Annotated in this window: 23 protein-coding genes; 7 read left to right on the top strand and 16 right to left on the bottom strand. The window is 66.9% G+C overall.

Annotated features, from left to right (window positions below; translation table 11 throughout):
• Position 1 precedes the first annotated feature (1 nt).
• Positions 2 to 1,390 carry an aldehyde dehydrogenase family protein gene (locus L1787_RS23540; protein ID WP_235711547.1) on the top strand — a complete coding sequence of 463 codons (1,389 nt, stop codon included), beginning with the start codon at positions 2 to 4 and terminating at the stop codon, positions 1,388 to 1,390.
• A gap of 28 nt (positions 1,391 to 1,418) precedes the next feature.
• Entirely contained in the window at positions 1,419 to 2,579 is a 1,161-nt protein-coding gene (locus L1787_RS23535; RefSeq protein WP_235711546.1) for an iron-containing alcohol dehydrogenase, read from the top strand.
• 84 nt (positions 2,580 to 2,663) lie between these two features.
• Here L1787_RS23535 and L1787_RS23530 read toward each other — a convergent pair whose 3' ends face one another.
• Positions 2,664 to 3,746, bottom strand: coding sequence for an Ldh family oxidoreductase (locus tag L1787_RS23530; protein ID WP_235711545.1), 1,083 nt, complete (start codon positions 3,744 to 3,746; stop codon positions 2,664 to 2,666).
• Between the two features lie 149 nt (positions 3,747 to 3,895).
• Here L1787_RS23530 and L1787_RS23525 point away from each other — a divergent pair, with 149 nt between their 5' ends.
• Positions 3,896 to 4,669, top strand: a complete 774-nt coding sequence (locus tag L1787_RS23525; RefSeq protein WP_235711544.1) for an SDR family NAD(P)-dependent oxidoreductase — start codon at positions 3,896 to 3,898, stop codon at positions 4,667 to 4,669.
• A 60-nt stretch (positions 4,670 to 4,729) separates the two neighbouring features.
• On the top strand, positions 4,730 to 5,791 hold the full coding sequence (locus tag L1787_RS26170; protein WP_369415130.1) for a GntR family transcriptional regulator: 1,062 nt from the start codon (positions 4,730 to 4,732) through the stop codon (positions 5,789 to 5,791).
• Positions 5,792 to 5,818: 27 nt separating this feature from the next.
• Here L1787_RS26170 and L1787_RS23510 read toward each other — a convergent pair whose 3' ends face one another.
• The 6 genes from L1787_RS23510 to L1787_RS23485 all read right to left on the bottom strand — a co-directional run bounded on the left by L1787_RS23510 (position 5,819) and on the right by L1787_RS23485 (position 10,454).
• The gene (locus L1787_RS23510; RefSeq protein ID WP_235711543.1) at positions 5,819 to 6,328 is read right to left on the bottom strand and encodes a MerR family transcriptional regulator; all 510 of its coding nucleotides are present in this window, start codon (positions 6,326 to 6,328) and stop codon (positions 5,819 to 5,821) included.
• Positions 6,329 to 6,474: 146 nt separating this feature from the next.
• The gene (locus L1787_RS23505) at positions 6,475 to 6,783 is read right to left on the bottom strand and encodes an integration host factor subunit alpha (protein ID WP_235711542.1); all 309 of its coding nucleotides are present in this window, start codon (positions 6,781 to 6,783) and stop codon (positions 6,475 to 6,477) included.
• A 396-nt stretch (positions 6,784 to 7,179) separates the two neighbouring features.
• Positions 7,180 to 8,250: a beta-ketoacyl-ACP synthase III gene (locus tag L1787_RS23500; protein WP_235711541.1), complete on the bottom strand. Its 1,071-nt coding sequence runs from the start codon at positions 8,248 to 8,250 to the stop codon at positions 7,180 to 7,182.
• Positions 8,228 to 9,277, bottom strand: a complete 1,050-nt coding sequence (gene plsX / locus L1787_RS23495; RefSeq protein ID WP_235711540.1) for a phosphate acyltransferase PlsX — start codon at positions 9,275 to 9,277, stop codon at positions 8,228 to 8,230. Before plsX ends, L1787_RS23500 begins: the two co-directional genes overlap by 23 nt.
• 83 nt (positions 9,278 to 9,360) lie before the next feature.
• Complete coding sequence (locus L1787_RS23490) at positions 9,361 to 9,867, bottom strand: YceD family protein (protein ID WP_235711539.1); 507 nt, start codon at positions 9,865 to 9,867, stop codon at positions 9,361 to 9,363.
• Complete coding sequence (locus L1787_RS23485; RefSeq protein ID WP_235711538.1) at positions 9,864 to 10,454, bottom strand: ubiquinol-cytochrome C chaperone family protein; 591 nt, start codon at positions 10,452 to 10,454, stop codon at positions 9,864 to 9,866. The genes L1787_RS23490 and L1787_RS23485 overlap by 4 nt, the downstream gene beginning before the upstream one ends.
• Here L1787_RS23485 and L1787_RS23480 point away from each other — a divergent pair.
• The 3 genes from L1787_RS23480 to L1787_RS23470 all read left to right on the top strand — a co-directional run bounded on the left by L1787_RS23480 (position 10,429) and on the right by L1787_RS23470 (position 12,710).
• A complete protein-coding gene (locus L1787_RS23480; protein WP_235711537.1) occupies positions 10,429 to 10,911 on the top strand; it encodes an outer membrane protein assembly factor BamE in 483 nt (160 codons plus the stop codon). The two genes, L1787_RS23485 and L1787_RS23480, sit on opposite strands and share 26 nt — an antisense overlap.
• A 188-nt stretch (positions 10,912 to 11,099) precedes the next feature.
• A complete protein-coding gene (locus L1787_RS23475; RefSeq protein WP_235711536.1) occupies positions 11,100 to 11,762 on the top strand; it encodes a calcium-binding protein in 663 nt (220 codons plus the stop codon).
• 408 nt (positions 11,763 to 12,170) lie between these two features.
• Complete coding sequence (locus L1787_RS23470) at positions 12,171 to 12,710, top strand: calcium-binding protein (protein WP_235711535.1); 540 nt, start codon at positions 12,171 to 12,173, stop codon at positions 12,708 to 12,710.
• A 198-nt stretch (positions 12,711 to 12,908) separates the two neighbouring features.
• Here the strand turns inward: L1787_RS23470 and L1787_RS23465 are convergent, their stop codons facing one another.
• From L1787_RS23465 to glyA, 9 genes are all read right to left on the bottom strand, one after another.
• Complete coding sequence (locus L1787_RS23465; protein WP_235711534.1) at positions 12,909 to 15,059, bottom strand: sodium-translocating pyrophosphatase; 2,151 nt, start codon at positions 15,057 to 15,059, stop codon at positions 12,909 to 12,911.
• Between the two features lie 102 nt (positions 15,060 to 15,161).
• Positions 15,162 to 16,382 carry an MFS transporter gene (locus L1787_RS23460; protein ID WP_235711533.1) on the bottom strand — a complete coding sequence of 407 codons (1,221 nt, stop codon included), beginning with the start codon at positions 16,380 to 16,382 and terminating at the stop codon, positions 15,162 to 15,164.
• A gap of 197 nt (positions 16,383 to 16,579) precedes the next feature.
• Positions 16,580 to 17,551, bottom strand: coding sequence for a thiamine-phosphate kinase (gene thiL, locus L1787_RS23455; protein WP_235711532.1), 972 nt, complete (start codon positions 17,549 to 17,551; stop codon positions 16,580 to 16,582).
• A gap of 26 nt (positions 17,552 to 17,577) precedes the next feature.
• Positions 17,578 to 18,087 (bottom strand): transcription antitermination factor NusB, encoded by a 510-nt coding sequence (nusB, locus tag L1787_RS23450; protein WP_235711531.1) that lies wholly within the window; start codon positions 18,085 to 18,087, stop codon positions 17,578 to 17,580.
• Positions 18,084 to 18,530 carry a 6,7-dimethyl-8-ribityllumazine synthase gene (gene ribH, locus L1787_RS23445; RefSeq protein WP_235711530.1) on the bottom strand — a complete coding sequence of 149 codons (447 nt, stop codon included), beginning with the start codon at positions 18,528 to 18,530 and terminating at the stop codon, positions 18,084 to 18,086. Before ribH ends, nusB begins: the two co-directional genes overlap by 4 nt.
• A gap of 60 nt (positions 18,531 to 18,590) precedes the next feature.
• Positions 18,591 to 19,202 (bottom strand): riboflavin synthase, encoded by a 612-nt coding sequence (locus tag L1787_RS23440; RefSeq protein ID WP_235711529.1) that lies wholly within the window; start codon positions 19,200 to 19,202, stop codon positions 18,591 to 18,593.
• Entirely contained in the window at positions 19,184 to 20,308 is a 1,125-nt protein-coding gene (gene ribD / locus L1787_RS23435) for a bifunctional diaminohydroxyphosphoribosylaminopyrimidine deaminase/5-amino-6-(5-phosphoribosylamino)uracil reductase RibD (protein WP_369415129.1), read from the bottom strand. Before ribD ends, L1787_RS23440 begins: the two co-directional genes overlap by 19 nt.
• A complete protein-coding gene (nrdR, locus tag L1787_RS23430) occupies positions 20,305 to 20,823 on the bottom strand; it encodes a transcriptional regulator NrdR (protein WP_235711527.1) in 519 nt (172 codons plus the stop codon). The genes ribD and nrdR overlap by 4 nt, the downstream gene beginning before the upstream one ends.
• Positions 20,820 to 22,115: a serine hydroxymethyltransferase gene (gene glyA / locus L1787_RS23425; protein WP_235711526.1), complete on the bottom strand. Its 1,296-nt coding sequence runs from the start codon at positions 22,113 to 22,115 to the stop codon at positions 20,820 to 20,822. The genes nrdR and glyA overlap by 4 nt, the downstream gene beginning before the upstream one ends.
• Positions 22,116 to 22,118 lie beyond the last annotated feature (3 nt).

Raw genomic sequence — 22,118 nt, 5'->3', positions numbered from 1 at the left:
CATGACCAAGATCAACATCGTCTCGCCGGTCGACGGCTCGGTCTATGCCGAGCGGCCGATCGCCACCGACAGCGCCATCGACACGGCGCTCACCAAGGCGCGCGTCGCCCAGGCCGCCTGGCGCGGCGTGCCGATCGCCGAGCGCGCCCGGCTCCTTAGCGCCGCCGTCGACGCCATGCTCGTGATGCGGGACGAGATCGTCCCCGAACTCGCCTGGCAGATGGGCCGCCCGATCCGCTTCGGCGCGGGCGAACTCGGCGGCTTCGAGGAGCGCGCCCGCCACATGATCGCGATCGCCGAGGCGGCGCTCGCCCCGATCGTGCCCGCCCCGAAAGACGGGTTCACGCGGATGATCAAGCGCGAGCCGCTCGGCACCGTGTTCGTCGTCGCGCCGTGGAATTACCCGTATCTGACGGCCGTCAACTCGGTCGTCCCGGCGCTGATGGCGGGCAATGCCGTCATCCTGAAATGCGCCGCGCAGACGCTGTTGACCGGGGAGCGATTCGCCGCCGCCTTCGCCGCGGCGGGGCTTCCGGACGGCCTCTTCCATAACCTCGTGATGACGCACGATCAGGCGGCCCGCATCATCGGCTCCGGCCGGATCGCGCAGGTGAACTTCACCGGCTCCGTCGCCGGCGGCCGCGCGATGGAAAGCGCCGCCAGCGGCCATTTTCTCGGCGTCGGGCTCGAACTCGGCGGCAAGGATCCGGCCTATGTCCGCGCCGATGCCGACCTCGGCCACGCGGTCGAAAGTCTCGTCGACGGCGCGTTCTTCAACTCCGGCCAATCCTGCTGCGGCATCGAGCGGATCTATGTTCATGCCGACGTCTATGACGCCTTCGTCGACGGCGCCGTCGCCCTCACGCACGACTATGTCCTCGGCTCGCCCCTCGACGAAGCGACGACGCTCGGGCCGATGGTGAAGGCCTCGGCCGCCGACGCCGTGCGGGACCAGATCGACGAGGCGGTCGCGAAAGGGGCGCGTGCGTTGATCGATCCATCCGCCTTTGCGCGCGAGGCCCGTGGCTCGGCCTATATGGCGCCGCAGATCGTCGTCGATGTCGACCACACGATGTCGCTGATGCGGGAGGAGAGCTTCGGCCCCGCCGTCGGCATCATGAAGGTCGCGAACGATGCCGAAGCCGTCGCGCTGATGAACGACAGCCCCTATGGCCTCACCGCCGCGATCTGGACGCGCGATGTGGAGATGGCCCAAAGCCTCGGCGACACGCTCGAGACCGGCACCGTCTTCATGAACCGGTGCGACTATCTCGATCCCGCCCTCGCCTGGACCGGCGTCAAGGACACCGGACGCGGCGCGACCCTCTCGCGCGTCGGCTACGAGACGCTGACGCGGCCGAAATCCTTCCACCTGAGACACGCCCAATGACGGGCGCGGCCAACGACAAGCGCACACGATGACCAAGGCGAACTGGAGCTATCCCACCCAAATCCGCTTCGGCCCCGGCCGGATCGACGAGTTGGCCCGCGCCTGCCGCACCGCCGGCATCGCCCGCCCGCTCTTCGTCACCGACCCGGTCGTCGCCGGCTTGCCGATCGCCGCGCGTGCGCTGGAGATCCTCGCCGCGGAGGGGCTGACGGCGTCGGTCTTTTCCGGCGTCGATCCCAACCCGATCGGGGCGAACGTGGAGGCCGGCATCGCCGCCTATCGCGCCGGCGATCATGACGGCGTCATCGCCTTCGGCGGCGGCTCGGCCCTCGACGCGGGCAAGGCGATCGCCTTCCAGCAGGGCCAAAACCGTCCGCTCTGGGACTTCGAGGACATCGGCGACTATTGGACCCGCGCCGACGCCGACGCGATCGCCCCGGTGATCGCGGTCCCGACCACCGCCGGGACCGGCTCCGAAGTCGGCCGCGCCGCCGTCGTCACCCACGAGGCGATCCACACCAAGAAAGTGATCTTCCATCCGAAGATGCTGCCGGTCTGCGTGATCGCCGATCCGGAGCTCACCGTGCCGATGCCGCCGAAGGTTACGGCGGGCACCGGCATGGACGCGCTCGCCCACTGCCTCGAGGCCTACTCTTCCCCGTTTTATCATCCGATGTCGGAGGGGATCGCCGTCGAGGGGGTGCGCCTCTGCAAGGAGGCGCTGCCCCGCGTGATGGCGGACGGCACCGACATCGAGGCGCGCGGCGACATGATGAGCGCCGCGGCGATGGGGGCGGTCGCCTTCCAGAAGGGGCTCGGCGCGATCCACGCCCTCTCCCATCCGGTGGGCGCGCTCTACAACACCCATCACGGGCTCACCAACGCCGTCTTCATGCCATACGTGCTCGCCTTCAACCGGCCGGCGATCGAAGACAAGATCGAGCGCCTCGGCAAGTTCATCGGCGTCGATGGCGGGTTCGACGGGTTTCTCGGCTGGATCATCGCGCTGCGCCGCGAGATCGGCATTCCGAACGGGCTGAAGGCGATCGGCGTCGACGACACGAAGATCGACATCATCGCCGAGATGGCGGTGGTCGACCCCACCGCCGGCGGCAATCCCCGCCCACTCGACGCGGCAGCCGCGCGGGAGATCTTCCGCCGCGCCTACGAGGAGGATCTCGGCCTCTGACGATCCGGCTCCGCTCGTGTGGATCACGCGAGCGGCCGAGGAGCGGGGCGCGGCCGGCGCGACGCCGAGCCGGCCCGCCTACCGTCAGCGGTGCTTTGGCGGGGTCAGCCCATATTGCGCGCCGAGGCGGGTGAACGCCTCCACCGTGACCGGGTCGATCGGGATGCCGTCCATCGCGCGGCGGTCGGCCTCGGCCCACTCACGGTCGCCGGGCGCCATCACCGTGGCGCCGGAGCGGGCCGGCGAATCGCGCAGATTGTCGAGATAGCGGCGCATCCCGGCGGCGAAGGTCTCCCCATCGGTCAGCGCGTCGGCCTTCATCGCGTAGACGAAGGCGCCCATTTCGCGCGGGGTCGAGAAGTCCGGCCCGTTCATCGGGAGCGACTCGGTCGACAGGCGCATACCGTTCACCACCGCCGACAGGATCTCCGCGAGCCCACCGAGGGCCGCGCCCTTGAAGCCGAACTCATGGCCGAGCGGGGCGAGCATCGCCGCCTCCTCGGGAGACAGGGTGTCGATGCCCTCCTCGTCGGAGGCGGTGCCGGGCGGCAGGGCGACACCAAGGCTGCGATACAGAAGAACCCGGTTATAGGGAATGGCGCTCGTCGCCATATCGAGCAGCCAAGGACGGCGACCCTCGACCGGAACGCCCCAAGCGAGCGGGTTCGTGCCGTGGAAACGGGCCGCGCCATCATGGAGGCGCACGAAGCTGTCGGAATTACAGGTCGCGAAACCGATATAGCCGCGCTCCGCCGCCGCCAGCGCATAGGCCCCCGCCGGACCGAAATGGGAGGTGTTGCGGATCCCGACCGCGCCGATCCCCACCGTCTCCGCCATCTCGATCGCATGGTCCATCGCGGTGTAGGCGGCGAGCGCGCCGTGGGCATCGTCCGCGTCGAGCGCAGCGACGGCCCCCAGCGACCGCACGATCTCGAGGCGCGGACGTTTGTTCACGCGGCCGGCGTTCATCACCTTCACATAGTGGTCGAGCAGGCGCACGCCGTGGCTGTCCACCCCGAGGCGCGAGCCGTGCATCATCGCGCGCGTCGCGGCGGACGCGCTCGCCTCGTCCGCGCCCGCGGCGAGGAAGACGTCACGGCAGAAGGCTTCGACCTCGTCCGCCTCCACGCGTTCGACCGAGCGGTCCGGCTTGGCAGTATCGTTCACAGGATTTGTCCTTTATCGATGACGTGGCGTCGTCCCGCGCCCTCCCACAGTTCGCGATCGGCCCCTATCGACGCAACGTCTTTTGTGTACACTATCCATCCAAACACGATGCGATCAACTGACAAAATCACGACGAGAGGGGAGGATCGATGGCCTTTACGATGGACGCGTTCGCGCTGAAAGAGCGCACGGCGCTGATCCTGGGCGGTTCGGGCGGGATCGGGCGTGAAATCGCGCTCGGCTACAAGGCGGCCGGCGCCAAGGTGCTGATCGCCGCTCGCAGCCAGGACAAGATCGACGCCACCCTCGCCGAACTCGGCCAGGATCTTTCCGCGCCGGCCGGCTACAGCGCGGACCTTCGTGACGTCGCGTCCCTCAAGGCGCTCGCCGCCGAGGTCGACGCCGACCACGGCCCGCTCGATATCCTCATCAACTGCCAAGGCACCCTGTCGCTCGGCCCTGCGCTCGAGGTGACGGAGGAGGCCTATGACACGATGCTCGACACCAACCTCAAGAGCGTCTTCTTCGCCAACACCGTCTTCGGCGCGGGGATGGTGGCGCGTGGGCGCGGGGCGATCATCAACATCGCGTCCCTCTCGGCCCATACGGGCTGGGCGAACGCGGCGACCTACTCGGCGAGCAAATGGGGCGTCGTGAGCTTCACGCAGACCCTTGCGGCCGAGTGGGGCGAAAGCGGCGTGCGCGTCAACGCGATCACGCCGGGCTTCTTCCTCACCGAACTCAACCGGGACCGCATGAGCCCCGAGCGTAAGGCGGAAGCGGCGAAGCGCGCCTCGATGAAGCGGCTCGGCGAATTGCAGGAGCTGGTGGGCGCGGCTATTTTCCTCGCCTCTGACGCTGCAAAGTTCGTGTCGGGCGCGACCCTTCGGGTCGATGGCGGCTACCTCTCGACGGGGATCTGACGAAGCCGGGCGGCCGACCCCCGCCGCCCGAAGCCCGCGGACGAACGGAGCGGACACGGCGTGACTGAGCAAGGCAAGAGCCCACCGCGAAGCCCCGGCGCGCCACCCCGCCCCGAGCGGCGAAACGCGGCTCCCTCGCCGGGCGAGGAAAAGCGCGGCGCGACGCCCCGCCTCTATCAGCAAGCCTCGGCGATCCTCGCCGATCAGATCGCCTCCGGCGCCATCGCCCCCGAGACCCGCCTCGGCGAGACCACCGTCGCCGCCCAGTTCGGCATCAGCCGTGCTCCGGCCCGGCAGGCGCTGATGGCGCTCGCGGAGGCCGGGCTCCTCGAAAAATCGAAGGGGCGCGGCTATCGCGTCCGATCGATCGAAGGGGCCGCGCCGCAACCGCCGAAGGCGACCACCGAGGTCCGCCTTCTCTCGGCGGCGAGTTGGGAGCCGATCTACCGCGATGTCGAGGCGGAGTTGACGGCGCGTATCGCGTTCGCGAGCTGGCGGGTGAACGAGGCCGAGCTCGCGCGCTTTTACGGCGTGAGCCGCACCGTGGCGCGCGACGTGGTGGGCCGCCTCCAACAGCGCGGCATCGTGGAGAAGGACGAGCGCTCGCGCTGGTTCGCGCCGGCCCTCACCCCCTCACGCGTCGACGATCTTTACGAGCTGCGCGCGATCCTGGAGCCGACGGCGCTGAAAAAGGCGGCCGAGCGCGCGCCCGCCGCTCTCATCGAGGAAATCCGCGCCAACCTCGCCGACGCAGCGGCGCGGGCGCACGAGATCGGCGGCGATGTCCTCGACCGGCTCGAAGAGGATCTTCATATCCGCCTCCTCCAGCATTGCGGAAACACCGCCTTGATGGATGCGATCACCGTGCCGCAATCGCTCCTGATCGCGCACCGCTTTCTCTATCGCTGGACGCCCCGCCTGTTCGCCACCGAGCCCTTTTTGCCGGAGCACAAGGCGATCCTCGATCATCTCGCGAACGGGCGCGTCGATGCGGCGGGGCGGGCGATGGAGGAGCATCTCTTCGTCTCGCGCGAACGGGCGATCGCGCGCGTCGACGTGATCGTCCGGGATTTCGCCCCCGACCCCCTTCCCTATCTCGACGCGCTCGCCCCGCCCTCCTAGGCGCGGCCGGATGGGCCTTTGCGGCCTTCAGCGTGCCGAATCGAGAAGGCGGACGCATTCGATGAGGTCGGCGAGCACCTGATTGACGTCCGGCGAGGTGGTGCGCTGCGGGCGCGCGCGCGTCTCGCCGGTGTCGCCGGCCGCACCCTTGGGTCGGACGAGCGCGTCGCGGGGAATGGCGCGGGCGCTCTCGGGCCGCGCGGGCGCGGTGGTGACGAGCCCGCCGAGCCGCTTGCGGCCGCGCTTTGCGATCGCCGTGCGCTCGTTGGAGCGGAGCATGTCGGCGACCTCGCGAAAGGAGAGGCCCTCGCGATAGAGGAGATCGGCGAGACCGGCGAGCAGCATCGCGTCCTCCGCCCGGTAGACGCGGACGCGGCCGTCCTGCACCGCGCGCACTTCCGGAACGCGCGCTTCGAGATAGCTGAGGACGGAGGACGGCACACCGAGATGGCGCGCGAGCTTGTCGGCTGCGACGACCGAGCGTGGCGCACCGTCCTGTGTCGTCCCGCTAGCCGAGCGACCAGTCGTTCCGTCCACCCATTGCCTCCGGGAAGTTCAAGCCGTGCGAAATCTCGCACATCCGCACAGGCGAAACCAGCCGAAGCGCGGCACTTCGACCTGTCGCAGCCGCACGGATCGCGGCCGTCCACCGAGGATTTGGAAATGCGCGGCGTGACGCGGCGTCAGACGCCCGTGGCGCGGGGTTTGTTGATGGCGCGTTTCAGCACGTCGCTCGGGCGGAAGGTGACGACGTGACGGGAATCGATCGGCACCTCTTCGCCGGTCTTGGGGTTGCGGCCGACGCGCTCTTTCTTCTCACGCACCTCGAAGGCACCGAACGAGGAGAGGCGAACAGGCTCGCCGCGCTCTAGAGCGCTGACGATTTCTTCGATGATCTGGTCGATCAGCTCGGCCGCTTCGGCCCGAGACACATTCACTTGCCGGCAAATGGCGTTGGAAAGATCCGCGCGAGTGATTGTGCGCCCAGCCATATGCCCCTGCCCATGGTTCTCTTGCGACGCCCCAACGAGACAGGGCGCCTCCGGACCATTCCCGATTGATCGTTATCGTGAGAAGCGTAAGCGGACCGTAACCTTTGGTCAATCAAAAGCACCGCGAGATTCGGCGGAATATCATAAAAATGTCATAAATACGGCAAATGCCAACGAATTGACCACAATTTGGCCGTGTGTGCGACAACGCATCCCATCGGCCGGACAAGGGATTGTCAGCAACAATCAATACGTTGAAACAAAAGAACCTTTTACCTCAATCGGCGACCAAGAGATCGCCTATGCGCGAGCCCCGCGAAACGCGCTGCTTGCAGCAATTAGGCAAAAACAATCTCTCCGAGCATCACCGCATAGGCTATGGCGATGGCCGTCGCCCTACCAGCGGACGAGCGCGGCGCCCCATGTGAAGCCGCCGCCCATCGCTTCGAGGAGGACGAGATCGCCCGCCTTGATGCGCCCGTCGGCCGACGCCTGCGCCAGCGCCAGCGGGATCGACGCCGCCGACGTGTTGCCATGTCGCTCGACCGTCAGGACGACCTTGCTTTCATCAATCCCGAGCTTTCGTGCGCTGGCATCGATGATCCGCTTGTTCGCCTGATGCGGCACGAACCAGTCGATCTCCTCGGCCGTGATGCCGGCTTTGGCGAGCACGTCCTCGACCACATCGACGGTCGCACTGATCGCGAAGCGGAAGACCTCCTGGCCGCGCATCCGCAGATGCCCCACCGTCTGCGTCGAGGACGGGCCGCCATCGACGAAGAGCTTGTCCCGGTGGGCGCCGTCGGAACGCAGCGCGCTCGCGATGAGGCCACGCGGCATCGCGCCATTGCCCCCCGCCCCGTTCGCTTCGAGCACCACGGCGCCCGCGCCGTCGCCGAAGAGGACGCAGGTCGTGCGGTCCGACCAGTCGAGAATGCGGGAGAAAGTCTCCGCCCCGATCACCAGAGCGCGCTTGGCGGTGCCCGCCGCGATCAGCGCGTTCGCCGTGGTGAGCGCATAGACGAAGCCGGAGCAGACGGCGGCGATGTCGAACGCCGCGCCGGCCTTGATGCCGAGCCGCTCCTGAACTGCGACGGCCGTCGAGGGGAAGGTGTTGTCCGGCGTCGCCGTCGCGAGCACGATGAGGTCGATATCCGTCGGCACGAGACCGGCATGGTCGAGCGCTTGCCGGGCGGCCCGTTCGGCGAGGTGAGAGGTGAACTCGCCATCGGCGGCGATGCGCCGCTCCCGGATGCCGGTCCGCGAGACGATCCACTCGTCCGAGGTGTCCACCATTTCGGCGAGCTGGTGGTTGGTGACCACCCGCTCGGGCAGCGCCGAGCCGACACCAACGACACAGGACGCCGGGCGTGCGACCTCTCGTCTGCCTGAAGACGCCCCGTCCGCGACGTCGCGATGGGACACCTCTGCGGCGTGTGAATGATCAACCCGCGTCTGCAAGCTCATGCGTCTCCTTAAGTGCGGCCACATCCGCCGCGATGCGACGCAGTAGCTCGTTGCGGACCATGTCGTGCGCCAATTCTACGGCGCTCGCAAAACCTTCCGCGTCCGTCCCACCATGACTTTTGATAACGAGCCCGTTGAGGCCCAGGAATACCGCACCGTTGATTTTGCGCGGGTCCATTTTGTCGCGTAACCGCGCGAAGGCCGGTTTTGCAAGCAGATAGCCGAGACGCGCGCGCAATGTTCGTCCAATAGACATGCGCAAATATTCGGCAAGTTGCCGGGCGGTGCCTTCCGCCGTCTTCAGCGCGATGTTGCCGGAGAAGCCCTCGGTCACCACGACGTCGACCGTGCCGCGGCCGATATCGTCGCCCTCGACGAACCCTTCATAGCGCATCGAGGAGAAATTGCGGGCGCGCAGGATCTGCGCCGCCTCGCGCACCTCTTCGAGGCCTTTCACCTCCTCCTCGCCGATATTGAGGAGGGCGACCTTCGGATTGTCGATGCCGAACACGGCGCGGGCCATCGCCCCGCCCAAGATCGCGTTCGTGACGAGATTGTCGGTGTCGACGCCGATCGACGCGCCGACATCGAGCACGATGCACTCACCGCGGATCGTCGGCCAGATCGCCGCGAGCGCCGGCCGCGCGACGCCGTCCATCGAGCGCAGGCAGAATTTCGCCATTGCCATCAGCGCGCCGGTGTTGCCGGCCGACACGGTCGCGTCAGCCTCGCCGATGCGCACCTGGTCGAGCGCGCGCCACATCGAGGAATCGCGCCGCCCCATGCGCAGCGCCTGGCTCGGCTTGGCGTCCATCGGGATCGAGACGCTGGTGTGAAAAAGCCGTGAGACCTTCGCGACGTCGGGCAGGTCGGCGAGGACCCTCTCCATTTCGGCCTGATCGCCGAACAGGTCGAACGTCAGCTCCGGGCAGCGCACGAGCGCCACCTGAAGCCCCGGCAATACCATCGCCGGACCTTCGTCGCCGCCCATCGCATCTATGGCCAACCGGATCGTCTTCGCCGTCATTCTCGCCTGGTCTTCATGTCCCTGGCCACGCCGTCATAGGGGGGCGGCGCGACCTTAGTTCAAGTCGAAAATTATAAAAACCGTTAGCTCATGCCGTTCTTCAATGCGGCGAGCGCGGCGAAAGGCGAAGGTTCTTCCTCCCCCTCCTCGATATCGTCAAATTCGGCGCCGGGCGCTCGCGGATAAGGATCGATGCCGAGGGCGAAATATTCCAACGCGATCGCGCCGATATCGATCGACTGGCCGTCGAGCGGCTCGGGCGGATCCTCCGCATCGGCATCGACGTCGATCGTGGTGCTTTCCTGGATGTCGGGATGGAAACGGAGATCAAATGTTTCCTCGACCGTTCCCTCGACGGGCTCCAACGTGACGACGCACGCCTGCCGCAACTTGCCCGACACGCGGCCGGTCACGCGCACCCCCTCCCCTTTCCAGGGGCGCAGCGTCATCGCGGCGTCGAGCGAATCGATCCCCAGAAGGTCGAGCTCCTCGGCGAGCGCCGCGCGCTCCTCCTCGGTCGCTTCGATGGTGAAGGCCTCTTCCTGCTTCATGCGGCGCAGGCTGACCGGACGGGAAAAACGGGCGATCACAGGATGGCCTCAACTGGCGACGGGGCGGACGGGAGCACGGCCGGCGCGTGCGGATCGGGAAACGCGAATTCTCGGGTCATGTCGTCGGCGGCGCGCACGGCGTCCACCACCGCGAGATAATAGGCGGCGAGCGCTCTCGCCTGCGGCGTGGTGGCGCGCCCCTCGTCACCGAGAACGTTGCGCGCAATGGTCGCCGCGAGGCGATCCGGATCGGCGACGCTCTTGCGATATGCGTCGAACCGCCCGTAGAAGGCCGCGCCGAATTTCTTCATACGCTTCGGGACGGTGAGGTCCCCAACGCCCATGCCGCGCAGGTTCTGTTCCATGTCGTCGACGAAGGTGTCGAACAGCGCTTGGCCGTCAGGCGTGACGGTGCCGTCAGGATGCCTTAACCCATCGATAAGGGGGCTGACATGAAAAACAACCATGTCGAACCGGCCGTCGAGCGTGTCCGGGACGCCGTACTTTTGGTAGAACACCGGCAGGCGGGCTTGCGCGACGGCTCGATCATAGAGCGCGCGCACGGCCGCGTCGGGTTTGGATTTGAAGAAGAAGCGAAGCATGGCAATCAATCCCTTACGCTTCAAACATAGGTCGGCTCGCTTCGTAATCGAGGTGATGCGGCTTTCAACAGCCGCTGCGTTGGTGGTTGCGATCAGCGCCTGCTCGCCGGTGAGCGAATCGTTCACGCGTGGACAGAAGATTACGCCGGACCAGCTTGAGCAAGTACCGGTCGGCTCCTCACGTGAGCAGGTGCTGCTCGCGCTCGGGACGCCGACCTCGACCGGACTGACCGGCGGCGAGGTGTTCTACTACATCTCTCAGACGAGCGCACGGTCCGTCGCCTTCCAGAGGCCGAGTGTGCGCGACCGCCGCATCCTCGCCGTCTATCTGGATCAGGACGGCGACGTCACCGAGATCGCCGAATACGGCCTGAAGGACGGCAAGGTCTTCGACTATCTGTCGCGCAAGACGCGGACCTCCGGCTCCGACCTCGCGTTCGTCACGCAGGTTCTCGGCGGCCTGATGAATCCGTCGCTTTAGTCATCGTATAATCATACCTGAGCGCCGACCGTGGCGCTCAGGCGGCCGCCCCGAACGTCGCGCTATGTTTCACAATAGCGCGCGGGCCATCGCCCTTGGTTGCGCCATTGTAAGCTTGAAATTGATTTGGATGTGCTAGGTCTAGTTCGAGTGCTGCGCGAACAGCACCAACGATTAAGGCTAAATCCATGAATCTTTTTCTCGGTATTTTCGCAGGAATTGCAAACGACACCATCGTTCTGGGGGATGACGATAACCTCGTGATTGACCTTGCGGGCGACGATTCGATCAGCTCGGGCGGCGGAGACGATTCCGTCTTCGGTGGTATCGGCGACGATCTCATCAACGGTGGCGACGGCAATGACGCCCTCCGTGGCGGCTTCGGCAATGACTCCATCGATGGTGGCGCCGGCGATGACGTCGTCCGCGGCGGCTTCGGCGACGACTCCCTCGACGGTGGCGACGGCAACGACTTCCTCCTCGGCGGCTTCGGCAACGACTCCCTCGACGGTGGTGGCGGCGAGGACGTCCTCCTCGGCGGCCTCGGCGACGACGAGATTATCGGCGGCCTCGGCTCCGACATGATGACCGGCGGCCGTGGTTCCGACAGTTTCTTCGTCGGCAATGACGCCACCCGCTTCGGCGACATCGACACGATCACCGACTTCAACCCGAACAAGGACTCGATCGCCGTCGACACCGACCTCAACTACGTCATCGTCGACACCGAGGACGGCGCCGCGGTCAGCTACACGAACCTCTACACGGTCATATTCAATGGCTTGGAAACCGCCGACTTGCAGGGCCTCCCGCAAGGCTCCTTCGGCACCGGCACCGAGTTCTTCACCTGATTGCGAAACGCGCGGCGCTGTCGCCGTGCGGCATCGATCGGCCCGATATAAATGCGTCCGAGCCATCCGCTCGGGCGTTTTTTTATGCCCCACGGACCGGCGGCGAGATGGCCGATCGGCGCGCGCCGAGATGCGCCGACGCTCGCGGCTTGAAGGCGGCGGCTGCGCGAGGCGATTCGCGTCCACACCCCGTTCGGCCGGTCACGGTCGATGCATGTCGAGCGGTTGAAAGGGTACGCCTTAGCTTTTGCCTAAAGATCTATGGGCAGCCCCTAAGCAACATCATTATTTCACCACTCGGCCGCCCCCCTGAGCTTCCAATCCTGGACACCTCTCGGATCGTTCTTTTATACTTTGCTTCTGTCTTTCGGGCGTGATCCTCAAAAACAATACGATAAGGACAAATCGATGGAACTCTTCTTCGGAATTTTCTCGGGCTTCGGATCCGACACGCTCGATTTTGGCGATGAGAACGATATCGTCATCGATCTCGGTGGCGATGACGTCATGAACATGGGCGGCGGCAACGACATTGCCTTCGGTGGTTTCGGCAACGACGCGCTGTATGGCGGCACGGGGACGGACTTCCTCTCCGGCGGCGTCGGAGACGACCTGATCGACGGCGGCCGTGGCAACGACTTCCTGATGGGTGGCGCCGGCGCGGACACGTTCGTCCTCGATTTCGATTATGAGGAAGATCCCCTTCTCGAGGTCGACACGATCTTCGACTTCGACCCGGAAGAGGACACGCTCGACGTTCAGCTCAACGTCGCCGAGGTGATCGATCTCGGCTTTACCCAGATCGAACTGGAACTCCCGGCCATCATCGTCGGAACCGATATCGGCACCATCCTCAGCTATACGGGGCTTTATTCGGTCGTCTTCGCGGGTCTCGACGAAGAGACCGTCAAGGGCATCGCCGACGATAACGGCATCGATTACCTCTGACCCCTCTATCAGCCGGCGCTCCGGCGGACGAACCGAAGGGGTCGGCGATCCGGCGCACGATGCGCCTACGACGAGAACACGAGACGACGAAAACACGAAGCGCCCGGGGCCGAGCCCCGAGCGCTTTTTTCGTGCCGGATCGGTTGTTTGCTGGCGGGGTCGCGAGGCGGCGGCCACGATGGGCCGCCGCCGCACGGATCATTGATGCGCGAGCACCGCGAGGAGGAGCAACGCCACGATGTTGGTGATCTTGATCATCGGGTTCACCGCGGGTCCGGCGGTGTCCTTGTAGGGATCGCCCACCGTGTCGCCCGTGACCGATGCCTTGTGCGCCTCCGAGCCCTTCACGTGGGTGACGCCGTCCCGGTCGACGAAGCCATCCTCGAAGCTCTTCTTCGCATTGTCCCAGGCGCCGCCGCCCGCCGTCATCGAGATCGCGACGAAGAGGCCCGTCACGATCACGCCGAGCAGCATCGCGCCCGTCGCGGCGAACGCCTCGCCTTTGCCGGCGATCGCGTTGATGAGGAAGAAGACCACGATCGGTGAGAGAACCGGCAGGAGCGACGGCACGATCATTTCCCGGATCGCCGCCTTGGTCAGCATGTCGACAGCGCGGCCATAGTCCGGCCGATCCTTGCCTTCCATGATGCCCGGCTTCTCGCGGAACTGTCGGCGCACCTCCTCGACGACCGCGCCCGCCGCACGGCCGACCGCCGTCATCGCGATGCCGCCGAAGAGGAAGGGCAACAGGCCGCCGAAGAAGAGGCCGACGACCACATAGGGGTTCGCGAGGGAGAAGTTCAGCGTCTCCTCGGTGAGGCCGGCGAAGTACGGATATTGCTCACTGTTCGTGATGAAATACCGCAGGTCCTCGGTATAGGCCGCGAAGAGGACGAGCGCGCCGAGACCGGCCGAGCCGATCGCGTAGCCCTTGGTGACCGCCTTCGTCGTGTTGCCCACGGCGTCGAGCGCGTCGGTGGTGGAGCGGACGTCCTGCGGGAGGTCCGCCATCTCCGCGATGCCGCCGGCATTGTCCGTCACCGGGCCGAACGCGTCGAGCGCCACGACCATGCCGGCGAGCGCCAGCATCGTCGTCACCGCGATCGCGATGCCGAAGAGGCCCGCGAAGGTGTAGGTGAAGATGATGCCCGCGATGATCACGAGGGCCGGCAGCGCCGTCGCCTCCAGCGAGACGGCGAGACCCTGGATCACGTTCGTGCCGTGCCCCGTCACCGAGGCCTGGCTGATCGAGCGCACCGGCCGGAAGCCGACGCCGGTATAATATTCGGTGATCCAGATGATGAGGCCGGTGATCACGAGGCCCGCGACGCCGCACAGATAAAGATCGAGCGGTGTGAAGGATGTCCCGCGGGCGGTCACGATCTCGGTCGACAGCGAGCCGAACACCAGCCACGTCAGCGGCAAGAGGACGATGAGCGAGAGCACTGCCGTCACGATGAAGCCGCGATAGAGCGCGCCCATGATCGAGTTGTTGGCGCCGAGCTTCACGAAGAAGGTGCCCGCGATCGAGGTGAGGACGCACACCCCGCCGATGGCGAGGGGGTAGAGCATCGCCGCGCCGAGGGTCGCCGTGCCGGCGAAATAGATCGCCGCAAGCACCATCGTCGCGACCACGGTGACCGCGTAGGTCTCGAACAGGTCGGCGGCCATGCCGGCGCAGTCGCCGACATTGTCGCCCACATTGTCGGCGATCGTCGCCGGGTTGCGCGGGTCGTCCTCCGGGATACCGGCCTCGACCTTGCCGACGAGATCGCCGCCGACATCGGCGCCCTTGGTGAAGATGCCGCCGCCGAGACGGGCGAAGATCGAGATCAGCGAGGCGCCGAAGCCGAGCGCGACCAGCGCGTCGATCACCGTGCGCGACGTCGGCTCGTAGCCCAACAGCGTGGTCAGGATGAAGAAGTAGACGGACACGCCGAGCAGCGCGAGGCCGGCGACGAGGAGGCCCGTGACCGCGCCCGAGCGGAACGCGATGTCGAGCCCGCCTTGGAGGCTCTTCGAGGCGGCCTCCGCCGTGCGCACATTCGCCCGCACCGAGACCAGCATACCGATATAGCCGGCGATGCCCGACAGGACCGCACCCGTCGCAAAGCCGATCGCGACAAGGACGCCGAGCAGCCACCAGACGATGAAGAAGATGACGATGCCCACGACCGCGATCGTCAGGTACTGGCGAGCAAGATAGGCCGATGCGCCTTCTTGGATGGCACCGGCGATCTCCTGCATCCGGGCCGAGCCCGCAGGTGCCGCCAGAACACTTCTAACCGCCCACCCCCCATAGAGCAGGGATACTATTCCGCAGGCGATGACGAGTAGTGTGGGATCCATGCATTTCCTCCAGTGCCGCAGTTGATATTGCGGCATCCGCCTTTGTCTTTTGTGCCCGCATTTATTGCGGTGCAGAATCTGTGCCCGCGGTATCGGGTGACGTCAAGCGAGCCGATCTTGCTGCGATTGCGTGCGGGAGACGGATTGGAGGAGGATGAATGCAAGAGGAACGGCGACGAGAGGCAACAGCGCCCAATTGATGCTGGCCCAGCCGACCGTCGAAAACAAAACGCCGGACGACAGGGAGGCGATGGCAACGGAGCCGAACACGATGAAATCGTTCGCCGCCTGCGTGCGGGCCCGTTCTTCCGGGCGCTGCGCCGCGGTCAGCATCGTCGTGCCGCCGATGAAACCGAAATTCCAGCCGAGGCCCAAGAGGATCAGCGTCGTGTAGAAGTGGCCGAGCGTGATGCCGAGCAGCGAGGACGTGCCCGCCAGCGCGAGGAGGACGAGCCCCACCGCCGTCACCCGCTCCGCGCCGAAGCGGCTGATGATGGTGCCCGTGAAGAAGCTCGGACCGAACATCGAGATGATGTGCCACTGAATGCCGGTCGCCGCGTCGGCCGTCGAGAAGCCGCAATCGAGCATCGCGAGCGGCGCCGCCGTCATCACGAGGCTCATCACCGAATAGGAGACGACGCCGCACAGGATCGCGAGCATGATCTTCGGCTGCGTGAGGATCACGCGCAGCGGCCGTCCGCCGTCCGCGACGCTCTTTTGCCGGATCGGACCGGTGGCGGTGACGGGCTTGTAGAAAAGCAGGATGCCGATCGTGACGATCGCGAGGATGGCCTGGGCGAAATAGGATCCGGCGAAGGCGACCGGGGCGAAGAGATCCTTGGTCGCGATCACCGTCTGGGGGCCGATCACGCCGGCGAACATGCCGCCCGCCAACACGAAGGAGATCGCCTTCGGGCGGAACGTATCACTCGCCCCCTCCGCGGCGGCGAAGCGATATTGCTGCACGAAGGCGGCCGAGAGACCGCCGATGAAGGTGCCGACGCAAAAGAGCGGGAAGCTCGTCAGATGGATCGCGGTGAAGGCGATGATACCGCCGGTGCCCGCCAGCATCGCGCCGAGCATGAAGCCCGGCCGGCGGCCGAGCCGGCCGAGAATGAGCGCCGCCGGGATCGTGCCGCAGGCGGTTCCGATGATCATCATCGAGACCGGCAAGGTCGCGAGCTCCCCCGTCGAGGACAGGAGATAGACGCCGACGAGCCCGCCGATCGAGATGGTGATCGACATGAGCGAGCCGCCCATCGCTTGGGCGAGGGCGAGGACGAAGGCATTGCGCCGGGCGAGACGGTCATTGTGCGCGGACATGAGACGCTCATAACGCCGCAGCCGGTTCTCCGCCAGCCAAGATGCGTCAGATTGACATGCAGCCCGCTCAGAGATGCCAGTCGCCCAGCGAACGGCCGGCGAGACGGGCGGCAAGAAGACCGGCAAGAGGGCCGGCGCGTTCACACGGTGGGAGGATTGCCCCGCCTCCCCCGCGGCATCAGCCCGGTGACGCCGCGTCAGAAATGCTGGAAGCGGCCGTCGGCGAGCTTGATCGGCGCCCCGTCCCGTTCGAGCACCACGCCCTCGCCTTCGACGATCGTCCCGATTTCGGCCACCGCGATCCCCTCCGCCGCCAAGGCCGCGCGATAGGGTGCGATGGCGGCCGGGGGCAGCGTCGCGAGGATCTGGTAGTCGTCCCCGCCGGTGAGTGCTGTGTCGAGCGCCTTGGGATCCGCCGCGACGGCCGCCTTCGCGGCGGCGGAAAGCGGCACGCGCTCCACCGCGAGCCGCGCGCCGACCCCGGCGACGCCGCACAGCTTCGCGAGATCGCCGACGAGCCCGTCCGAGACATCCATCGAGGCATGGGCATGGCCGAGCACGGCGCGCCATCCGGCGACGGGCGGATCGGGCCACAGATACGCCGCTTCGAGCGCCGCGCGATCGGCCGCGCCGAGCCCGTGCGGGCCGCGCCCGAGCCGGCAGGCGAGGCCGAGCGCGGAATCGCCGATCGTTCCCGTCACGGTGACGACGTCGCCGATCGCGGCATTGCGGCGGCGCACGACCTTGCCGGACGGCACGCGGCCGAACGCGGTCACGGCGACCGTGGTGCCGCCCGCCGCGCGCAACGTGTCCCCGCCGAGAAGCGTGAGGCCATAGCGGCGCTGATCGGCGGCGAGCCCGTCCGCGAAGGCGCGCGCCCAGTCGGGCGTCCACCCGGTCCCGAGAGCGAGGACGAGGAGATAGCCGAACGGCGCCGCGCCCTTCGCCGCGAGATCGGAGAGGTTGACGCGCAGCGCCTTCGCGGCGATCGCGCCCGGCGGATCGTCGGGGAAGAAGTGCACGCCGGCGGCGAGCGCGTCGCAGGTGACGACGATATCGCCCTCGCCGGCGGCGAACGTCGCCGCATCGTCGCCGAGCGCGTCGGCGCCGGCATCGGTCGCGAGCGGCGCGAAGAGGTTCGCGATCAGCGCGTCTTCGTCCATCGCCATGGGCTCAGACGGCGCCGGGTCGCGTCTCAGCCGTCACGGCGGGCATCCGCCTCGCCGGCGAACTCCTTGCGCCGGACCACGCGGGCGATCCGGTCGAGCACGCCGTTCACAAGGCGCGGCTCGTCCTCGCCGAAGAACGCCTTCGCGACCTCGACATATTCGGAGATCACGACGCGGACCGGCACCTCCTCGCGGTGGATCAGCTCGAACACCCCGGCGCGCAGCACGGCGCGCAGCGTGAGGTCGATCCGGCGCAGGGGCCAGCCCTCTTTGAGCGCGTCGTCGATCAGACGGTCGACGTCGCGCTGATGGGTGACGACGCCGGTGACGATGCCGTCGAACCAGTTCATGTCGACGGCGCGCAGCGTCTGGCCTTCCATCTCCTGGGTCAGGCGGAAAAGCTCGAATTCCTTGACGATGTCGCGCGCACCGGAGCCCGTGACATCCATCTGATAGAGGGCCTGGACGGCCGCGAGACGCGCCACGGCACGTTTGTTGGCAGGTTTGGCGCGACCGGATTTCATAGGCGGACTCATTGGTTGAGCGTGGCGCGCAGGTTGAAGAGAGCGATCGCCGCCGCCGCCGCATCCCCTCCCTTGTTCTTCCGGTTCGGGTCGGCCCGCTCGCGCGCCTGCTCGCCATTCTCCACGGTCAGGATGCCGTTGCCGAGCGCGAGACGCTGGCTCACCGCGAGATCCATCACGGCGCGATTCCCCTCGCCCGCGACGACGTCATAATGGCCGGTCTCGCCGCGGATGACGGTGCCCAGAACCACGAAGAGGTCATAGAAGGTGTGATCGCGCCGGCGCGCCGCGTCGACCGCCATCGTCAGCGCCACGGGGATCTCGAGGACACCGGGCACGGACAGCGTCTCGACATTGAAGTGCTTCTTCTTCAATTCCGCCGTCGCCCCTGCCAGGAGCATGTCGGCGATGTCGGTGTAGAAGCGGGCTTCCACGATGAGCGCGCGTGCGGCCATTCGGCTTTTCCTCAAATGATGTCGGAACATACCGGATCGATCCGGCAGTCGAAACGGGTCTCAGGCGTCCGCGCCTCTCACCGCCACGAGGCGGGCCACGTAGCGGGCAATCGTATCAACTTCAATATTGACGACGTCGCCGACCTTGCGGTTCCCCCATGTCGTCGCACCCATGGTGTGCGGAATCGTCATGACGGTGAAGGTATCGTCGGCCTCGATCACGGTGAGCGACGTGCCGTCGAGGGCGACGGAGCCCTTCTCGGCGATCAGCGAGACGAGCTCTTTCGGCGGGGCGAAACGGAACACCGTCATTTCCTCGTGATCGTCACGCGCGACGATCTCCGCGACGCCGTCCACGTGGCCGGACACGATGTGCCCGCCGAGCTCGTCGCCGGCCTTCAGCGGCCGCTCCAGATTGATCGCGTCGCCGATCTCCCAGGAGCCGACGGTGGTCTTCTCCATCGTCTCGCCGGAGACATCAGCGGCAAAGCGGGTGCGGTTGCCGCCGTCTTCCAGCGCGGTGACGGTGAGACACACGCCGGCGCAAGCGATCGACGCACCGATCTCGATCCCGGCAGCGTCATACTGGCAATCGATCAGGAGGCGCGCGCCGTCACCGAACGGGGTCTTCGCCACGAGGGTGCCGATATCGGTTATGATGCCTGTGAACATGCGCGCCGCCACATTTGGGTCCATCGGTCTTCGCCGACCGCTTCCACCTGGATCACTTCGAAGCGCTCCGCAAGTCCGGCTGGCCCGCGTCCGGCGAAAGGCAGGATCCCATCGCCGCCGACGCGCGTCGGTGCGCTGATCCAGAACACCTCGTCGATCCGGTCCGCCTCGGCGAGCGCGTCGGCAAGCTTCGCCCCACCCTCGACCAAAATCGTCGTCAGGCCACGCCCGACCAGCGCGACGAGCGCCGCGTCGAGATCGACCCGTCCATTCCGGCGCGGCGCCATCACGATGTCGGCGCCGGCCTCGGAGAGCGCCGAAAGACGTGCCTCCGGCGCCCCCTCGCCCGCGACGATCACCACCGGCACGGTGGCGATATCGGCGAAGAGACGGGCCGTCACCGGCGTCCGCGCATCGCTGTCGAAGACGACGCGGACGGGCGAGCGGCCCGCCATGCCGGGAAGGCGGCAGGTCAGCATCGGATCGTCGGCGAGGACGGTGCCGACGCCGACGGCGATCGCGTCGCTTTCGGCGCGCAGGATCTGGGCGCGGGTGCGCGAGGCGGGGCCGGAGATCGCGATCTGCCCCGCGCCGCGCTGGCCGATCGCCCCGTCGGCAGAGACGGCGAGCTTGAGGCGCACGTGCGGCCGCCCGCGCGTCATGCGGCTGATATGGCCGGCGAGATCACGCCGTGCCTCCTCGGCGCAAAGGCCGAGATCGACCCGCACCCCGGCCTCGCGGAGACGCGCGATGCCGACCCCGGCGACCAGCGGATTCGGATCCTCGCAAGCGACCACGACGCGGGCGATGCCGGCGCGCAGCACAGCATCCGCGCACGGCGGTGTCTTGCCATGATGGGAACAGGGCTCGAGCGTCACGTACATCGTCGCCCCACGCGCCCGCTCGCCCGCCTCGGCGATCGCGATCGGCTCGGCGTGCGGCCGGCCGCCATCGGCGGTCCGCGCCAGACCGACGATCACCGGCCCGTCCGCCCCGTCGGCGACGATCACCGTGCCGACCGACGGGTTCGGCGAGGTGCGCGCGATTCCCTGACGGCCCAGCGCCAGGGCGGCCGTCATGAAACGCCGATCGCTCGCCGCGCTCACGCCTCGGCGCGGCCTTCGTCGTCGGCGTCGTCGATCGCCTCGTGGTGGTTGGCCCGCTCGCTCACGGTCTTGGCGAGCTCGGCGACGAAATCTTCAAAGTCCCGTGCCTCGGAGAAATTCTTGTAGACGGACGCGAAGCGCACATAGGCGACATCGTCGATTTCCTTGAGGGCATCCATCACCAGATCGCCGATATGGGCGGCGGTGACTTCACTCTCCCCCGCGCTTTCGAGTTGGCGCACGATACCGGAGATCATGCGATCGATCACCTCCTCGTCCACCTCACGCTTGCGTGTGGCGATCGCGACGGAGCGGTGCAGCTTGTCGCGATCGAACATCTCACGCTTGCCGGAGCGCTTGACGACGACGAGCTCGCGCAGTTGCACGCGCTCGAACGTCGTGAAGCGGCCGCCGCAGACGACACATCCTCTGCGGCGGCGAATGGCGACCCCGTCTTCGGTCGGCCGCGAGTCCTTAACCTGCGTGTTCTCGGCGGCGCAGTAAGGGCACCTCACCCGGCGTAGATCGGGAACCGGCCGGTGAGCGCATAGGCGTCGGTCTTCACCGTGGCGACGACGTCGTCCGCCGGCTTGCCCTCACCGTCCATGGAATCGACCACCGTCGCGATCATCTGCGCGACGTCCTGGAACTCCTTCACGCCGAAGCCGCGCGTGGTGCAGGCCGGGGTGCCGACGCGAATGCCCGACGTCACCATCGGCTTTTGCGGATCGTTCGGCACACCGTTCTTGTTGCAGGTGATGCCGGCGAGGCCGAGCGCCTTCTCGACATCGCGGCCCGTCACGTTCTTCGGCCTGAGGTCGACGAGCGCGACGTGCGTGTCGGTCCCACCGGAGACGATCTCGAAGCCGTGGCCCTTGAGCGCGTCGGCGAACGCTTTGGCGTTCTCGACGACCGCATGGGCGTAGGTCTTGAAGGAGGGCTGCAGCGCCTCGCCGAAGGCGACGGCCTTCGCGGCGATCACGTGCATCAGCGGGCCGCCTTGGAGGCCGGGGAAGATCGCCGAGTTGATCTTCTTCGCGATGTCCGCATCCTCGGTCAGCACCACGCCGCCGCGCGGGCCGCGCAACGTCTTGTGGGTCGTCGAGGTCACGACATGGGCGTGCGGGAACGGGCTCGGGATGGCGCCACCGGCGACGAGGCCGGCAAAGTGCGCCATGTCGACGTGGAAGATCGCGCCGACACTGTCGGCGATCTCGCGGAAGCGGGCGAAATCGATGAGGCGCGAATAGGCCGAGCCGCCGGCGATGATGATGCGCGGCTTGTGCTCCTCGGCGAGGCGGGCGACCTCGTCATAATCGATGAGGCCGGTCGCGGGATCGACACCATAGGCGACGGCGTTGAACCACTTGCCCGACAGGTTCGGCTTCGCCCCATGGGTGAGGTGGCCGCCGGCATCGAGGCTGAGGCCGAGAAGCGTGTCGCCCGGTTTGGCGAGCGCGAGGAGGACCGACTGGTTCGCCTGGCTGCCGGAATTGGCCTGAACGTTGGCATAAGGCACGCCGAACAGCCGGGTCAGCCGGTCGATCGCAAGCTCCTCGGCGATGTCGACGAACTGGCAGCCGCCATAATAGCGCTTGCCGGGATAGCCTTCGGCGTACTTGTTCGTGAGCACCGTGCCCTGCGCGTCGAGGACGGCGCGGGAGACGATGTTCTCCGAGGCGATCAATTCGATGTCGTTCTGCTGGCGCTCTAGTTCGAGGGCCACGGCACGCGCGATTTCCGGATCGCTTTCGGCCAGCACGTGCTCGAAGAACGGACGGGTCTCGACCGCGTCACGCAGACTCATAGA

The organism is Acuticoccus kalidii (genome assembly GCF_021556395.1).
Classification (GTDB): domain Bacteria; phylum Pseudomonadota; class Alphaproteobacteria; order Rhizobiales; family Amorphaceae; genus Acuticoccus; species Acuticoccus kalidii.
Note: the sequence above shows the minus strand (reverse complement) of the source record. Positions and strands in the feature narration are given on the sequence as shown.

Bases quoted from the DNA above. Each gene is read 5' to 3' on its own strand.
- L1787_RS23540 (WP_235711547.1), top strand. From the start codon at position 2: ATGACCAAGATCAACATCGTCTCGCCGGTCGACGGCTCGGTCTATGCC.
- L1787_RS23535 (WP_235711546.1), top strand. From the start codon at position 1,419: ATGACCAAGGCGAACTGGAGCTATCCCACCCAAATCCGCTTCGGCCCC.
- L1787_RS23525 (WP_235711544.1), top strand. From the start codon at position 3,896: ATGGCCTTTACGATGGACGCGTTCGCGCTGAAAGAGCGCACGGCGCTG.
- L1787_RS23505 (WP_235711542.1), bottom strand. From the start codon at position 6,783: ATGGCTGGGCGCACAATCACTCGCGCGGATCTTTCCAACGCCATTTGC.
- L1787_RS23500 (WP_235711541.1), bottom strand. From the start codon at position 8,250: ATGAGCTTGCAGACGCGGGTTGATCATTCACACGCCGCAGAGGTGTCC.
- plsX (WP_235711540.1), bottom strand. From the start codon at position 9,277: ATGACGGCGAAGACGATCCGGTTGGCCATAGATGCGATGGGCGGCGAC.
- L1787_RS23480 (WP_235711537.1), top strand. From the start codon at position 10,429: ATGGCAATCAATCCCTTACGCTTCAAACATAGGTCGGCTCGCTTCGTA.
- L1787_RS23475 (WP_235711536.1), top strand. From the start codon at position 11,100: ATGAATCTTTTTCTCGGTATTTTCGCAGGAATTGCAAACGACACCATC.
- L1787_RS23470 (WP_235711535.1), top strand. From the start codon at position 12,171: ATGGAACTCTTCTTCGGAATTTTCTCGGGCTTCGGATCCGACACGCTC.
- L1787_RS23465 (WP_235711534.1), bottom strand. From the start codon at position 15,059: ATGGATCCCACACTACTCGTCATCGCCTGCGGAATAGTATCCCTGCTC.
- L1787_RS23460 (WP_235711533.1), bottom strand. From the start codon at position 16,382: ATGTCCGCGCACAATGACCGTCTCGCCCGGCGCAATGCCTTCGTCCTC.
- thiL (WP_235711532.1), bottom strand. From the start codon at position 17,551: ATGGCGATGGACGAAGACGCGCTGATCGCGAACCTCTTCGCGCCGCTC.
- nusB (WP_235711531.1), bottom strand. From the start codon at position 18,087: ATGAGTCCGCCTATGAAATCCGGTCGCGCCAAACCTGCCAACAAACGT.
- ribH (WP_235711530.1), bottom strand. From the start codon at position 18,530: ATGGCCGCACGCGCGCTCATCGTGGAAGCCCGCTTCTACACCGACATC.
- L1787_RS23440 (WP_235711529.1), bottom strand. From the start codon at position 19,202: ATGTTCACAGGCATCATAACCGATATCGGCACCCTCGTGGCGAAGACC.
- glyA (WP_235711526.1), bottom strand. From the start codon at position 22,115: ATGAGTCTGCGTGACGCGGTCGAGACCCGTCCGTTCTTCGAGCACGTG.